This is a genomic window from Novosphingobium sp. MD-1 (assembly GCF_001014975.1).
Taxonomy (GTDB): domain Bacteria; phylum Pseudomonadota; class Alphaproteobacteria; order Sphingomonadales; family Sphingomonadaceae; genus Novosphingobium.
The window spans coordinates 1-14,304 of the sequence record NZ_BBXA01000022.1 but is presented as its reverse complement, the minus strand read 5'-3'; the positions used below and the strand labels follow the sequence as shown (position 1 = coordinate 14,304).

The window sequence follows — 14,304 nt, the reverse complement described above, 5'->3', positions numbered from 1 at the left end:
CTCCGGGGGGTGCGGGCCGCTTTTCGTTTGCGGGCGCTCCCTCCCCCCTCCCTGCTCCCCCCTCCCCAACGCATCGCCGGTCTGCTAGGCGCGCCGCTTTACCGACCAGCAGGCCCCGTTTCATGACCGCGCACAAGTCCGGCGATCCCACCACGCTCAACCGCCTCTACGGACGCGCCAAGGGCAAGCCCCTGCGCCAGGGCCAGCAGGCGCTGGTCGATACCATGCTACCGCAGATCGCCGTGCCGACGGACGGCCCGGTCACTGCCGAACGCCTGTTCGGGCACGATTGCCCGCTCCACTTCGAAATCGGCTTCGGCGGCGGCGAGCACATGGCCGCACGGGCCGACATGCTGCCCGATCACGGCTTCATCGGCGCCGAACCCTTCCTCAACGGCGTGGCGCAGGCGCTGACGCACCTTGACGGCGATGGCGGCCGGCACCCACCCATTCCCAACGTGCGCATCCATCACGGCGATGCGCTGGAGGTGCTGGCGCGCATTCCCGACGGCTCGCTCTCGTTTCTCTACCTGCTCCATCCCGATCCCTGGCCCAAGGCGCGCCATGCCAAGCGGCGGATGATGAACGACGGCCCGCTGCGCCTGTTCGCGGCCAAGCTGAAACCGGGCGGCGAATTCCGCTTCGGCACCGACCACGCCATCTACCTGCGCCATGCCCTGATGGTGATGCGCCGCCATCGCGATGCGTTCGAATGGCTGTGCGAAAAGCCGGCGCAGTTCCAGAACCGCCCCGGCGGCTGGCCGGAAACGCGCTACGAGGCCAAGGCGCGCAACGTCTACGGCCACGAGGTCTGGTATTTCCGCTATCGCCGCCGTCAGGAAGGCTGAGGCGACAGGGTTAACCTCAAAATAACCAAGCATGGCGCATGATCCAGCATGCCGGTCCCCCCGGAGTCGCGGGGACACCAAGGCAGGAGCTGGTTCATGTCGAACGCCGACACCGCTACGCTGATCCTGACCGAGATGCGCGAATTCGCGAGCTTCTCGGCCGCCGAACAACGCTATATCCGGCGCAGTCTGGATGTCGGCCTCGGCCGGCAGGACGCGTTCCGCCTGTGGGCGCGCAGCGGTGAGGAAACCGCATCGATCCGCGCGCAGTACGTGATCTATCAGGATCTCAAGACACTGCGCACGGTCCTGCCCGAAGGCCCCGGCCCCGACGGCCTCGAAAGCTTCATGGGCAAGCTGATGCGCGTGACCGCGTTCGATCTGGGGCAGGAACGGCTCAGCTGCTTCTCGGCCTATCGCTTCCTCTACGAACGCCTGCTGGGCGCCGAAGTGCGGCCATGGCTGCCGGGCGGGTTCTGCGGCGCCGCGGCGCTGCCGCAGATCCGGCCGGAACGGCGCAAGGGCCTGCTCCAGTCGATCAGCGAAGCCGCCGCCACCGCGCCGGGCTGGTCGCCCCGCGCGCCGAAGTTCTATCCCGAGTTCGTCGAACTCGAAGCCGCCTGATAACGGACTGCCTGAAAAACAGCCCCTTTACGCCTTGTAGAGCGCATCGATCCGCGCGCCGTACCGCTCGCGGATCTTGTGCCGCCGGATCTTGAGGCTGGGCGTCATCTCGCCGTTCTCGATGCTGAACGCCTCGTCCGCGAACGTGAACTGGCGGACTTTCTCGATCACCGACAAATCCCGGTTCACCCGGTCCACCGCGTCGCGAATCGCGTTGCGGAAGGCGGGCAGGCCCTGCAGCGTCGCCACGTCGAACTTCTCGTCCTGTTCGCGCGCCCATTCCACCGCCCATTCCGCATCGGGCACGATCAGGCCGACCAGATAGGGCCGCTTGTCGCCCGAAACCATCGCTTGCGCGATTTCGGGCTGGAGCGTCAGCATCCCTTCCACCTTCTGCGGAGAGACGTTGTCGCCCTTGTCGTTGACGATCATGTCCTTCTTGCGGTCGGTGATGACGATCCGGCCGTTGGCATCGAGATGGCCGATGTCGCCGGTGTGCAGCCAGCCATCCTGGATCGCCCGCGCGGTTTCCGCCGGGTTGTGCCAGTAGCCGTGCATGACGAGTTCGCCGCGCACGAGGATTTCGCCGTCCTCGGCAATGCGGACCTCCACGCCCTTCATCGGCGGGCCGACCGTGTCCATCTTGATGCCCGCCGCGGGGCGGTTGCACGATATCACCGGCCCGGCCTCGGTCTGGCCATAGCCCTGCAGCATGGTCAGGCCCATCGCCTCGAAAAACACCCCGACATCGGGATTGAGCGGCGCCCCGCCCGAAACCATCGCCTTGATGCGGCCGCCGAAGCGCAGGCGGATCTTGGGGCGCAGGCTCTTTTCCAGCAGGAAATCCATCGGCCGGTCCAGCAGCCGGCCGCGGCCCTGCGCCTGGCGTTCGCCGATCGCCAGCGCCCGGCCCATCAGGTAGTTGGCCACGCGGCCCTGCTTTTCCACCTGCTTCATGATGCGCGTGCGCAGCACTTCGAACAGGCGCGGCACCACGACCATCAGCGTGGGACGCACTTCCTCGATATTGCTCGCCAGCTTTTCCAGCCCTTCGGCATAGAAGATCTGCGCGCCCATGCCGATCGGCAGGTACTGGCCACCGGTGTGCTCGTAAGCATGGCTGAGCGGCAGGAACGACAGGAACACTTCCTCGTCCCAGCCGAAATCGTTGGCCAGGATATGCGCCGCGCCATCCACGTTGCACAGGATCGCGCCGTGGTGCTGCACCACCCCGCGCGGCGCGCCGCCGGTGCCGCTGGTATAGATGATGCAGGCAGTGTCCGCGCGCCCGATGCCGGCGATGCGCGCCTCCACCGCCGCGCGGGCCGCCGCCGCGTCCCCCGCCAGCAGCGCGTCCCAGTCGTGGAACGTCAGCGTGCCCGATTGCGCCTGCCGCAGCGGCTCGATGCCGATGACGTGTTCGGCGCAGGGCGCGCGCAGCGCCGCCGCCAGCAGCGGCCGCGCCAGCTTGGCGTTGGAAACGACGATCGCGCGCGCGCCGGAGTTTTCCAGGATGTGCAGGTGATCGCGCTCGGTATTGGTGATGTAGGTCGGCACGGTGACCAGCCCGGCGGCCATGATCGCCAGATCGGCCAGGCACCATTCGGGCCGGTTTTCCGACACCAGCGCCACCCGGTCGCCATCCTTCAGGCCCAGCCCGCGCAGGGCCTCCGCCATCAGGCAGACCCGGTCCGCCGCCTCGCGCCAGGTGATCGCCCGCCACGCGCCATCGTGCTTGGCCGAGAGGAACGGCCCATCGCCCCGCGCGCGCGCGCGGTCGAAGAACATTGCGACCAGGTTCGGAAATTGTTCGAAATCGCTGAGCTGCACGTCCGGTCCTCTGCCCCACCCGCGCGCCGGCTTTTGCTCCACCGTTCGCGCAGGGGAAAGTCCTAGAGAAGCTGCGCCGCTACGGCAACCTTGCGCGGGCGGACACGCCTATCGGAAAGCGTTCAGGGCGCCACCGCCGCGCCTTCGCTGCGCGGATCGGCCGCGCCGCGCCAGCGATCGCCGACGCGTTCGATCGCGTTGGCCTTGAAGGAAGCCTCGCGCGCGATGACCTGCCGGTGGCCCAGCGCCATCAGCGCCGGGATCATCGCTTCCTGCGCGGAGCCCTTTTCCACGAACACCACGTCGCCGCCGGGCGCGAAGATCACCGGCAGGGCGATCGCCTCGCGCGCGGGCAGGCCCCAGTCGAGCACGCCGATGATCGCCTTGGCGACCTGGGCCGGGATCGTCGCCCCGCCGGCCGCGCCGATCGCCAGCCGCAGCTGGCCATCGGGGCCGTAGATCAGCGTCGGCGCCATCGAACTGCGCGGCCGCTTGCCCGCTTCCACCCGGTTCGCGGTGGGCACGCCATCGCGATCGGGCACGATGTTGAAATCGGTCAGCTCGTTGTTGAGATAATAGCCGCCGACCATCAGGCCGGAGCCGAACGGGCTTTCGATCGTGGAGGTATAGCTGGCGGCGTTGCCCCAGCGGTCCACCGCGACGAAATGGGTAGTGCCGTGCTCTTCCTGCGGGCGTGCGGGCGCGAAAGCGGTGCGGACGCCCGGCGGCGTCCCCGCCGCGACCGACGGCAGGGAGCCCTTGTCCGAAATCAGCGCGGATCGTGTCGCCAGATAGGCGGGATCGGTCAGCCCGGCGACCGGCACGCTGACAAAATCGCTGTCCCCCAGGTAGCGGTCGCGATCGGCGTAGGCCAGCCGTTCGGATTCGGCGATCAGGTGCCAGGATACCGGGTTGTCCGGCCCCAGCGCCTTCAGATCGAAGCGTTCGAGCTGCTTGAGAATGGCATAGACCGTGGTCGCGCCCGAGGACGGTGGCCCCATCCCGCATACGCGGTAGCCACGGTAATCGCCGCACACCGGCGCGCGTCCCTTCGCCTGATAGCCGGCGAGGTCCGCCGTGGTCAGCGGCGCGGGATTGCGGGGCGCGGTACCGACCTTGGCGGCCACGGTCCCGGCATTGTCGCCCGCATAGAAGCTGTCGGCCCCCTGCGCCGCGATTTTCTCCAGCGTTTCGGCCAGCGCCGGATTGCGGATCACCGTGCCCGCGGGCAGCGGCTGCCCATCCGCCCCGTAGTAGATGGCGCGCGCCTGCGGATCGAGCGCGCCGGTCCGCGGGAAGCGGCTCAGCATCGCGTAAAGGCGCGGCGTCATGACGAAGCCATCGCGGGCCAGCCGGATCGCCGGCTGGAACAGCGCGCGCCACGCCAGCTTGCCGTAGTGGGCGTGCGCCAGCGCGGCCAGGCGCAGGTTGCCCGGCACGCCCACGCTGCGCCCGCCCGGAATAGCTTCGACGATCGGCAGCGGTTGGCCGTTGACGTAGAACCACTGCGGACCGGCGGCCTTGGGCGCGGTTTCGCGGCCGTCCACCGTCTCGACCTTGCCCGCCGCGTCGCCCAGCACCAGGAAGCCGCCGCCACCGATGCCCGAGCTTTGCGGTTCGACCACGGTCAGCGCCAGCATCGTGGCGATCGCGGCGTCGGTGGCGGTTCCGCCCAGCCGCAGCATGTCCACACCCGCTTCGGCCGCGCGCGGATCGGCGGCGGACACCAGCCCCTTCTCGCCCACCGGCACGCCATCCGCGGGAGCGGGCGCCGGCGCGGCCTGCGGGGTGGTGGAGGCCATCTGGCCCATCGGGGCGCAGGCGGACGTGAGCAGAAGCGCTGCAAGCAGCGCGCGACCGGGCATTTTCATCGATAGCATGGCCGCAAGGCTATTCGGTCCCGACGGCCTCCGCAATGCTCGTCATGCCTTCTTGCCGTACACGCTTCGCCAGGCCCGTCACGATCGCGCGCGCAAGGCCCGGTCCTTCGTAGACCATCGCGCTGTAGATCTGGACCAGGCTGGCGCCCGCACGGATGCGCTGCCACGCATCGTCGGCGCTGGCGATGCCGCCCACGCCGATCAGCGGAATGGCGCCGCCGCTCGCCTTGCGGAATTCGCGCAGGCGTTCCAGCGCCATCTGCCGCAGCGGCTCGCCCGAAAGCCCGCCCGTTTCTCCGGCATGGACCGATCGCAGCGAAGCGGGCCGCTCGATCGTGGTGTTCGACACGATCAGCGCATCGAGCCGCCTGTCCAGCGCAATGCGGCAGATCGCGTCGACATCGGCCCTCTGGAGATCGGGGGCAAGCTTCAGGAACACCGGCGTTGCCAGCGCGCCGCGCGCCTCGATCACCGCATCCAGCAATTCGGCCAGCGCGCCTTCGTCCTGCAACGCGCGCAGCCCGGGCGTGTTGGGCGAACTGATGTTGACCGTGAGATAGGTCGCCAGCGGCGCCATCGTCCGTGTCATCGCCGCATAGTCGGCGATGCGGTCGGCCGAATCCTTGTTGGCGCCGATGTTGACGCCCACGATCCCCGGCTTGCCCAGGCGGGTACGCAGCCGCGCGGCCACCGCATCCGCGCCGTTGTTGTTGAAGCCCATGCGGTTGATGACCGCCCGGTCCTCCACCAGCCGGAACAGCCGGGGCTCGGGGTTCCCCGCCTGCGGACGCGGCGTTACCGTGCCGATCTCGGTAAAGCCGAAACCCAGGCGCAGCACCGCGTCGGGCACTTGCGCGTTCTTGTCGAAGCCGGGCGCCATGCCCACCGGGTTGGGAAAGACGATGCCCGCCACGCGCTGCGTCAGCGCGGGCTCGGGCGCCAGCCGCCGCGCCAGCGGCGCGGCGCCAAGCGCCATCAGGGTAAGCCGGTGTGCCTGTTCAGCCGGTACGCGAAACAGCAAGGGGCGCAGCAGTCGATAGAGCATGAAACGGGAAGTCCGCATCCGGATCGGGGAAGAAGTTCCGTCCTATTGCGTCTGCGGTGTCCCAAGCCAAGTGCGATTGCTGCCATCGTGCATCGATATTTCATATAACTAACGGCATTTTTTCAACCTGTTGCGCCGCCGCAACCGTTTTTGTCGAATCCGTACAATTACCGACTCGGCCAATCCCATAGACAAACCGCGCGACCCGAAGGGCTCGGTGCAGTGATGTATCGGGTTCTCGACTTTACGGCGGCCGATGCCCTTCGGGGTTCGGCCGCCTTTTTTTCGCTCTTTTCCGGTCACGCACCGCACTGATTTGCAACCGCCACCTCCGCGCCTTGCGCTTGTGGAGAGCCGCGCCTAGATAACCGGAACGATTCGGTCTGATTTGCAGCCCGCGTTCCCGGAGACTCCCAGGCGATGCGTCTTTCCAGCATGGCGGACTATGCCGTGGTCACGATGACCGCCGCCGCACGCCATTGCGGCGGGGCGCGGATCAGCGCGCAGCAACTGGCCGAGGAAACCGGCCTGCCCGCCCCTACCGTGCAGAAGCTGGTCAGCAAGCTTTCGGCCGCCGGCTTGCTGAAGTCGGTGCGCGGCGCGCGCGGCGGGCTGAAGCTGGCCCGCCCCGCAGCCGCGATCACGCTGGCCGATATCATCGAGGCCGTGGAAGGCCCGATCGCGCTGGCCCCGTGCAGCACGCCGGTCCGCCAGGACTGCACCTGCTCGCTCGAGAAGGATTGTACCGTCCGCCCGCACTGGCCCGTCGTCGATGCGGCGCTGCGCGGCGCGCTGTCCGCCGTCCCCCTTACCCAGTTTGCCCGCCCGATCGCGGCGGAGGCTACCGCATGACCGAAGAAACCCAGGTACAGGACACCCCAGAAAGGGACCAGGCCGCGCGCGACGCGGCGAAGAAGCTCGAAACCTACGAGTGGGGCTTCACGTCCGACATCGAGCAGGAATTCGCGCCCAAGGGCCTGTCCGAAGAGACCGTCCGCTTCATCTCCGCCAAGAAGCAGGAGCCGGAATGGATGCTCGAATGGCGGCTGCGCGCCTATCGCCACTGGCTGACGATGGAGACGCCGGACTGGGCAAAGCTCAACGTGCCGCCGATCGACTATCAGGACGCCTATTACTACGCCGCGCCCAAGAAGAAGGACGGGCCGAAATCGCTGGACGAGGTCGATCCCGAAATCCTGCGCGTCTATGAAAAGCTGGGCATTCCGCTGGAGGAGCAGAAAGTGCTCGCCGGCGTGGAAGGTGCGCGCAAGATCGCGGTCGACGCGGTGTTCGACAGCGTTTCGGTCGCCACCACATTCCGCAAGGAGCTGGAAGAGGCCGGCGTGATCTTCCGCTCGATCAGCGAGGCGATCCGCGAATACCCCGATCTGGTGAAGCGCTGGCTGGGTAAGGTCGTGCCGATGCACGACAACTACTTCGCCGCGCTCAACTGCGCCGTCTTCTCCGACGGCACCTTCGTCTACATCCCCGAAGGCGTGCGCTGCCCGATGGAGCTGTCCACCTATTTCCGCATCAACGCGGAGAATACCGGCCAGTTCGAACGCACGCTGATCGTGGCGGACAAGGGCGCCTACGTCTCGTACCTCGAAGGCTGCACCGCGCCCCAGCGCGACGAGAACCAGCTGCACGCCGCGGTGGTCGAACTGGTCGCTCTCGACGATGCCGAGATCAAGTATTCCACCGTCCAGAACTGGTATCCCGGCGATGCCCAGGGCAAGGGCGGCATCTACAACTTCGTGACCAAGCGCGCGCTGTGCCAGGGCGCGCGGTCCAAGGTTTCGTGGACGCAGGTGGAAACCGGATCGGCGATCACGTGGAAGTACCCGTCCTGCGTGCTCAACGGCGAGGATTCGGTCGGCGAGTTCTACTCGGTCGCCGTCACCAACAATTACCAGCAGGCCGATACCGGCACCAAGATGATCCACAACGGCAAGGGATCGCGCTCGACCATCGTGTCGAAGGGCATTTCCGCCGGCCGGTCGAACAACACCTATCGCGGCCTGGTGCGCGTGGCCCCGCAGGCCGATGGCGTGCGCAACTTCACCCAGTGCGATTCGCTGCTGCTCGGCGGTGAATGCGGCGCGCATACCGTGCCCTATATCGAGGTGCGCAACCCCGGCGCGACGATCGAGCACGAGGCGACCACCAGCAAGATCAGCGACGACCAGCTGTTCTACGCGATGCAGCGCGGGCTGGACCAGGAAAGCGCCGTGGCGCTGATCGTCAACGGCTTCGCGCGCGAGGTGCTGCAGCAACTGCCGATGGAATTCGCGGTGGAAGCGCAGAAGCTGCTGGGTATCAGCCTGGAAGGATCAGTCGGTTGAAGAAGACGCTTACCCTCAAGCCGGTGGAGGAGCGGGCCGACGCGCCCAAGCTCCAGAAAAAGGGGCGTGGCTGGAACATCGCCGAATCGCGGCTCGATACGCTGCATGATGCCGCGCGCGAGATGCGCCGGTCGCCCACCCCGGCGCAGGCCGCGCTGGCGGCGGAGCTGGCCAAGGCCGACCTCGGGCGGTACCGCTTCAAGCGCTATGCGGTGATCGGATCGGCCATCGTCGATTTCGCCTGCCAGCCGCTCAAGCTGGTGGTCGCGCTCGACGAAGGCACGAACCCGCCCGAGATCGAGCGCCGGCGTGATCGCAGCCTGGGCGAAGTGGGCATCAAGGTGATCCGCTATCCCGCCGCCGACGTGCTGGCCGATCCCGAAGGGGCCGCCCGCGCCGTGCTCGCCGAAATGAAGGCCCGCTGGCACGAACAGCGCGCCTCGTCCCGCCCGAACCAGAACCGTCACCGGCAAGGCGCCGCGCGCGGATACCAGAGATAAGCATGCTCCAGATCGATAACCTTTCCAACGAAATCGCCGGCAAGGCCATTCTCAAGGGCCTGTCGCTGACCGTGAACGCGGGCGAAATCCACGCGATCATGGGGCCAAACGGCGCGGGCAAGTCCACGCTGGCCTATACGCTGGGCGGACGACCCGGCTACGAGGTCACCGGCGGCTCGGTCGCGTTCGAAGGCGCCGACCTGCTGGCCATGGAGCCGCACGAGCGCGCGGCAGCCGGGCTGTTCCTGGGCTTCCAGTATCCGGTCGAGATTCCCGGCGTGTCCAACGTCCAGTTCCTGCGCGAGGCGCTGAACGCGCAGCGCAAGGGCCGGGGCGAAGCGCCGCTTTCGGGCGGGGAATTCCTGAAGCTCGCCAAGGAAAAGGCCGGCCTGCTGCGCATGGACATGGACATGCTCAAGCGCCCGGTGAACGTCGGCTTTTCGGGCGGCGAGAAGAAGCGCGCCGAGATGGTGCAGATGGGGATTCTCGATCCCCGGCTGGCGATTCTGGACGAAACCGATTCGGGCCTCGACATCGATGCCCTGCGCATCTGCGGCGAAGGCATCAACGCGATCATGCGCAAGCCGGACAAGGCGGTGCTGCTGATCACGCATTACCAGCGCCTGCTCGATTACGTGAAGCCGGACTTCGTGCACGTGCTGGCCGGCGGCCGCATCGTGAAGTCGGGCGGCCCCGAACTGGCGCTCGAACTCGAACAGCATGGTTACGAGGCGGTGGCGGCGTGAACGCGGCTGCCCTGCCCCTGCCCACCCGCAAGGACGAGGGCTATCGCTACGCCGATCTGGCCGCGCTGGAAACGGTGTGGCCGGCGGCGGTGCAAGTCGTCCGCGTGCCCGCCGGGAAAAGCGCCGCCCTGTCGCTCATCGCCGACGGCAACGGCCCGGAAGCGCGCGAGATCGCGATCACACTGGAAGACGGCGCGGTGTTCGACCTGCGCCTGCTCAACGCCGGGGCTGCCTATGGCCGCATCGGCGTGACCGTCACGCTGGGCAAGGGCGCGGACTTCACGCTGGGCGCTGCGCAGTTGGGCGGCGGCGCGCAGACGCTTGAAGTGGTGACCGAGGTGACACACGCCGAGCCCGACGCGCAGAGCCGCCAGATCGTGCGTTCGGTGCTGGGCGGCCATGCCACCGGCACCTATCTCGGCCGTGTCGCCGTGGCGCGCGGCGCGATTGGCACCGATGCCGAGCAATCGGTCCGCGCCATGCTGCTCGACCGGACGGCGACCGCCAACGCACGCCCGGAACTCGAAATCTTCGCCGACGACGTGAAATGCGCGCACGGCTGCGCGGTGGGCGAGCTTGACGCGCAGGGCCTGTTCTACCTGCAATCGCGCGGGCTTCCCCCGGCGGACGCGAAGAAGCTGATGCTGCAGGCGTTCATCGCCGAAGCCTTCGTCGGCGCGGCCGACGAGGACGCGCTGACGCAAGCCGCGCTCAAGGCGCTGGAGGGGCTGCTGTGACGACGGCAGCACTCACCCAGGATCAGCCCACCCCTGGCCCCTCCCGCAAGCGGGAGGGGGACATCTGGCCCGGCCTGCGCAATCCCGACGGCAGCCGCTGGCACTATCTCGATACCGCCGCCACCGCGCAGAAGCCGCAAGAGGTGATCGACGCGGTGACGCACGCGATGGGCGCGGACTACGCTACCGTCCACCGCGGGGTCTATACCCGTTCGGCCGACATGACGCTGGCGTTCGAAGCCGCGCGGCGCAAGGTCGCCGGTCTGCTGGGCGGGGACGAGGGCGAGATCGTGTTCACGCGAGGCGCGACCGAGGGGATCAACCTGGTCGCGCAGACCTGGGGGCAGGCCAATCTGAAGGCCGGCGACCGCATCCTGCTTTCGGTGCTGGAGCACCATTCCAACATCGTGCCCTGGCAATTGCTGCGCGAACGGACCGGCGTGGAAATTGACGTCTGCCCGCTGACGCCGGACGGGCGCATCGATCTGGAAGCGGCCGAACGCATCCTCACCCCCGCGCACAAGCTCGTGGCTTTCGCGCATGTGTCCAACGTGCTCGGTTCGATGCTTCCCGTGGAACAGGCGGTGAAGCTGGCCCATGCCGTCGGTGCCAAGATCCTGCTCGATGGCTGCCAGGCCGTCGCCCGCCTCGCCGTGGACGTGAAGGCGCTCGGCTGCGATTTCTACGTCTGCTCGGCACACAAGCTCTATGGGCCGACGGGCATCGGCGCGCTGTGGGCCAGGGCCGACATCCTCGATGCCATGCCGCCCTGGCAGGGCGGTGGCTCGATGATCGACCGGGTGACCTTCGCGAAAACGACCTATGCCCCCGCGCCGCAACGCTTCGAGGCGGGCACGCCCGCGATCGTCGAGGCGATCGGCTTCGGCGCGGCGGTGGATTTCGTGCAAGGCATCGGGCTGGACGCGATCCACGCCCACGAAGCCGCGCTGGTGGCGCGGGCGCGTGGCGAACTCTCGCGGCTCAATTCGGTCCGCCTGTTCGGCCCCGAGGACAGCGCCGGCATCGTCAGCTTCGCGCTGGAAGGTGTGCACCCGCACGACCTTGGTACGATCCTCGACGAGGAAGGCGTGGCGATCCGCGCAGGGCACCATTGCGCGCAGCCGCTGATGGACCATCTTGGCGTTCCCGCCACGGCCCGCGCCAGCTTCGGCATCTACAGCGATGACAGCGATATCGCCGCGCTGGTGCGCGGCATCGAACGGACGATGAGGATTTTCGGATGACGAACGGTGAGGAACCCAGGTTCACCGTGGAAGAAGTCGAAGACGTGGCCGCGCCGCGCCGCGCCCGCGTGGAAGACATTCCCGAACCGCCTGAAACGCCGGCCGAGAAGCTGGAGCGCAAGCGCGACTATCTCGAAGGCTTCCTGGCGGAAAAGCCGCAGGGGGTGAGCGCGGGCGAGCCGGGCGGCGAAACCTACGAAGCGGTGATCGACGCGCTGCGTGAGATCTTCGACCCTGAAATCCCGGTCAACATCTATGACTTGGGGCTTATCTACGGCGTGGACGTAACCGCCGATGGCCACGCCACCGTGACCATGACGCTGACCACCCCGCATTGCCCGGTCGCCGAATCGATGCCGGGCGAAGTCGAACTGCGCGTGGGCGCGGTGCCGGGCGTGCGCGAGGCCGAGGTGAACCTCGTCTGGGACCCGCCTTGGGACCCGCAGAAGATGAGCGACGAAGCCAAGCTCGAACTGGGCATGCTGTGATGGCCACGGCGGCGACCACGCTTGCAGCCAGCCTGACGGTGACGCGCGCCGATTATGGCCACGCGGCCGACGCCGCTGCCGTGGTGACGCTGCTCGATGCCTATGCCCGCGATCCGATGGGCGGCGGCGCGCCGCTGGCCGACGACGCGAAGGCGCGGCTGGTCGATGGCCTCGCTGGCCATCCCGGCGCCTTTTCGCTGATCGCGCGGATCGATGGCCAGCCGGTGGGTCTCAGCAACTGCTTCACCGGCTATTCCACGTTCGCGGCGCGCCCGCTGGTCAACATTCACGACATGGTCGTGCTGCCCGGCCATCGCGGCCACGGCATCGCCCGCGCCATGTTCGCCGCCATCGAGGACGAGGCGCGCGCGATCGGTGCGTGCAAGGTCACGCTCGAAGTGCTGAGCGGCAATGAACGCGCCAAGGCGGTCTATGCCGCGCTTGGCTATGGCGATTACACGCTCGATCCCCAGGCCGGACACGCCCTGTTCTGGCAGAAGAGGCTGACATGACGACAACCACGACCACCCGCCCCCGGCCCGCCGCCGTCCTGCTGACGCCATCGGCCGAAGCGCGGATCGCCACGCTGATGCAGGCGGCGCCCGAAGGCGCGATCGGGGTGAAACTCTCCACCCCGCGCCGGGGCTGCTCCGGCCTTGCCTATTCGGTGGACTACGTGAACGAGGCCAGCGGCTTCGACGAACGGATCGAAACGCCCGGCGGCACCTTCTTCATCGATGGCGCGTCGGTGCTCTACCTCGTCGGCAGCACGATGGACTGGGTGGAAGACGATTTCCAGGCGGGGTTCGTGTTCCAGAACCCCAATGCCAAGGGCACGTGCGGCTGCGGCGAGAGCTTCACGATCTGATCCTTTTCGCGGAGCCGGTGCTGCCGGTTCCGGTCATTACCACCAGCGCCACAGGCCGGCGGGAATGCCCGACAGCCACAGGTGCAGCCAGGTCACCCCGATCCACGCGGCAAGGCCCGCCAGCCAGAACCAGCCCAGATCGGCCAGCCGCCCCACATGCGGCCAGTACGCGGTGCGGCCGCACCAGGCGCGCCAGGCATCGGCGTGCAGCGCCAGCTTCTTGCGATCCTGCATATGCGCGCCGACCAGCGCCAGCACCGCGATCGCCCCCGCCAGCACGATAACCCGCGCGCTGGGCGCCACGATCACGTGGGCCACGGCCCACAGGGCAAAGCCCATCATCATCGGATGGCGCGTTACGCGGAACACGCCGCGCGCCTCACGGGTCGCCAAGCCTGCCATCGACGCCTCGGGCATGGCCGGGTTGCCGATGAGCGAGGCCAGCAGCAGCGCCATCGCCAGCACGGTCAGCACGCTGGCCACCAGCCAGGGCGCGTCGGCCCATCCGTTCCACAGCAGCGGCCCCGGCGTCGCGGCGCGAAAGGCCACGATCACCCAGCCCAGCGTGGCGAAGGCGACCAGCGAATAGACCCCGGCAAAGCCCCGTTCCCCCAGCGCCTCGACCAGCGGCGCGCGCAAGGGGTGCGACAGGAGGAAATGGGTGCCGACAAACGCTGTCGACGCCGCCACGAGCATCACGACCGAAGCATCCATGTTCGTTCTCCCTCCCGCGCGGCGCGGTCCGCCGCGTCTATTGATAGGCCTTGGGCAAGCTCCCTTCCTGCGGGTGCCGATAGCGGTCGCGCAGCCGTGTCTGGTGATTGGCCAGCGATTGGGCCACGCCGTCCACGTAAACCGCGACCACGCCGGACGTAACCTCCAGCGGATCGCCGTCCCACACCACCACGTCCGCCGCCCGGCCGGGCTTCAGGCTGCCGAAGTGATCGCCTTCCCCGATGATCTCGGCCGGGACCGAGGTGATCGCCGCCAGCGCCTCGCCCCAGGTCAGCCCGGTGGCGCCCGGCACGCGCGCCACGCCCACGAGGTTGCCGGCATATTGCGGCGCATAGCGCGGCTGCTCGCCATCGTAGAAATTGCCGATGGCGACCTTCACCCCCGCCTTCTTCATCCGCCCGACGTTCGATTGAG

General features: G+C 68.0%; 16 protein-coding genes. 11 read left to right on the top strand and 5 right to left on the bottom strand.

The features are described 5' to 3' along the window. Window positions 1-122: 122 nt before the first annotated feature. The gene (locus NMD1_RS07775) at window positions 123-848 is read left to right on the top strand and encodes a tRNA (guanosine(46)-N(7))-methyltransferase TrmB (protein ID WP_125954310.1); all 726 of its coding nucleotides are present in this window, start codon (window positions 123-125) and stop codon (window positions 846-848) included. A gap of 96 nt (window positions 849-944) precedes the next feature. Further along, on the top strand, window positions 945-1,472 hold the full coding sequence (locus tag NMD1_RS07770) for a hypothetical protein (protein WP_124810095.1): 528 nt from the start codon (window positions 945-947) through the stop codon (window positions 1,470-1,472). A 27-nt stretch (window positions 1,473-1,499) separates the two neighbouring features. Here NMD1_RS07770 and NMD1_RS07765 read toward each other — a convergent pair whose 3' ends face one another. The 3 genes from NMD1_RS07765 to NMD1_RS07755 form a co-directional block, all read right to left on the bottom strand. Further along, window positions 1,500-3,260, bottom strand: coding sequence for a long-chain fatty acid--CoA ligase (locus NMD1_RS07765; RefSeq protein WP_125954340.1), 1,761 nt, complete (start codon window positions 3,258-3,260; stop codon window positions 1,500-1,502). 164 nt (window positions 3,261-3,424) lie between these two features. After that, window positions 3,425-5,173: a gamma-glutamyltransferase gene (gene ggt / locus NMD1_RS07760; protein WP_125954309.1), complete on the bottom strand. Its 1,749-nt coding sequence runs from the start codon at window positions 5,171-5,173 to the stop codon at window positions 3,425-3,427. A 19-nt stretch (window positions 5,174-5,192) separates the two neighbouring features. Continuing rightward, window positions 5,193-6,227, bottom strand: a complete 1,035-nt coding sequence (locus tag NMD1_RS07755; protein ID WP_125954308.1) for a quinone-dependent dihydroorotate dehydrogenase — start codon at window positions 6,225-6,227, stop codon at window positions 5,193-5,195. Window positions 6,228-6,647: 420 nt separating this feature from the next. On the opposite strand from NMD1_RS07755, the gene NMD1_RS07750 reads away from it, so the two are divergent. The 9 genes from NMD1_RS07750 to NMD1_RS07710 all read left to right on the top strand — a co-directional run bounded on the left by NMD1_RS07750 (window position 6,648) and on the right by NMD1_RS07710 (window position 13,155). Beyond that, a complete protein-coding gene (locus tag NMD1_RS07750; RefSeq protein WP_124810092.1) occupies window positions 6,648-7,079 on the top strand; it encodes an SUF system Fe-S cluster assembly regulator in 432 nt (143 codons plus the stop codon). Beyond that, on the top strand, window positions 7,076-8,572 hold the full coding sequence (gene sufB, locus NMD1_RS07745) for a Fe-S cluster assembly protein SufB (protein ID WP_124810091.1): 1,497 nt from the start codon (window positions 7,076-7,078) through the stop codon (window positions 8,570-8,572). The genes NMD1_RS07750 and sufB overlap by 4 nt, the downstream gene beginning before the upstream one ends. Continuing rightward, window positions 8,569-9,072, top strand: coding sequence for a DUF559 domain-containing protein (locus NMD1_RS07740; RefSeq protein ID WP_125954307.1), 504 nt, complete (start codon window positions 8,569-8,571; stop codon window positions 9,070-9,072). The genes sufB and NMD1_RS07740 overlap by 4 nt, the downstream gene beginning before the upstream one ends. 2 nt (window positions 9,073-9,074) lie before the next feature. Then, complete coding sequence (gene sufC, locus NMD1_RS07735; protein ID WP_124810088.1) at window positions 9,075-9,818, top strand: Fe-S cluster assembly ATPase SufC; 744 nt, start codon at window positions 9,075-9,077, stop codon at window positions 9,816-9,818. After that, the gene (locus tag NMD1_RS07730) at window positions 9,815-10,555 is read left to right on the top strand and encodes a SufD family Fe-S cluster assembly protein (protein WP_194919070.1); all 741 of its coding nucleotides are present in this window, start codon (window positions 9,815-9,817) and stop codon (window positions 10,553-10,555) included. The genes sufC and NMD1_RS07730 overlap by 4 nt, the downstream gene beginning before the upstream one ends. Window positions 10,556-10,617: 62 nt before the next feature. Beyond that, window positions 10,618-11,799, top strand: coding sequence for a cysteine desulfurase (locus NMD1_RS07725; protein ID WP_125954338.1), 1,182 nt, complete (start codon window positions 10,618-10,620; stop codon window positions 11,797-11,799). Beyond that, the gene (locus NMD1_RS07720; RefSeq protein WP_125954306.1) at window positions 11,796-12,287 is read left to right on the top strand and encodes an SUF system Fe-S cluster assembly protein; all 492 of its coding nucleotides are present in this window, start codon (window positions 11,796-11,798) and stop codon (window positions 12,285-12,287) included. Before NMD1_RS07725 ends, NMD1_RS07720 begins: the two co-directional genes overlap by 4 nt. Next, the gene (locus tag NMD1_RS07715; RefSeq protein WP_125954305.1) at window positions 12,287-12,799 is read left to right on the top strand and encodes a GNAT family N-acetyltransferase; all 513 of its coding nucleotides are present in this window, start codon (window positions 12,287-12,289) and stop codon (window positions 12,797-12,799) included. The genes NMD1_RS07720 and NMD1_RS07715 overlap by 1 nt, the downstream gene beginning before the upstream one ends. Then, on the top strand, window positions 12,796-13,155 hold the full coding sequence (locus tag NMD1_RS07710; RefSeq protein WP_125954304.1) for an iron-sulfur cluster assembly accessory protein: 360 nt from the start codon (window positions 12,796-12,798) through the stop codon (window positions 13,153-13,155). Before NMD1_RS07715 ends, NMD1_RS07710 begins: the two co-directional genes overlap by 4 nt. A gap of 36 nt (window positions 13,156-13,191) precedes the next feature. On the opposite strand, the gene NMD1_RS07705 is transcribed toward NMD1_RS07710, so the two are convergent. Next, window positions 13,192-13,869, bottom strand: a complete 678-nt coding sequence (locus NMD1_RS07705; protein ID WP_125954303.1) for an NnrU family protein — start codon at window positions 13,867-13,869, stop codon at window positions 13,192-13,194. A 37-nt stretch (window positions 13,870-13,906) separates the two neighbouring features. Beyond that, a partial coding sequence (locus NMD1_RS07700; RefSeq protein ID WP_147457736.1) for an amidohydrolase family protein occupies window positions 13,907-14,304 on the bottom strand: 398 nt, incomplete at its 5' end.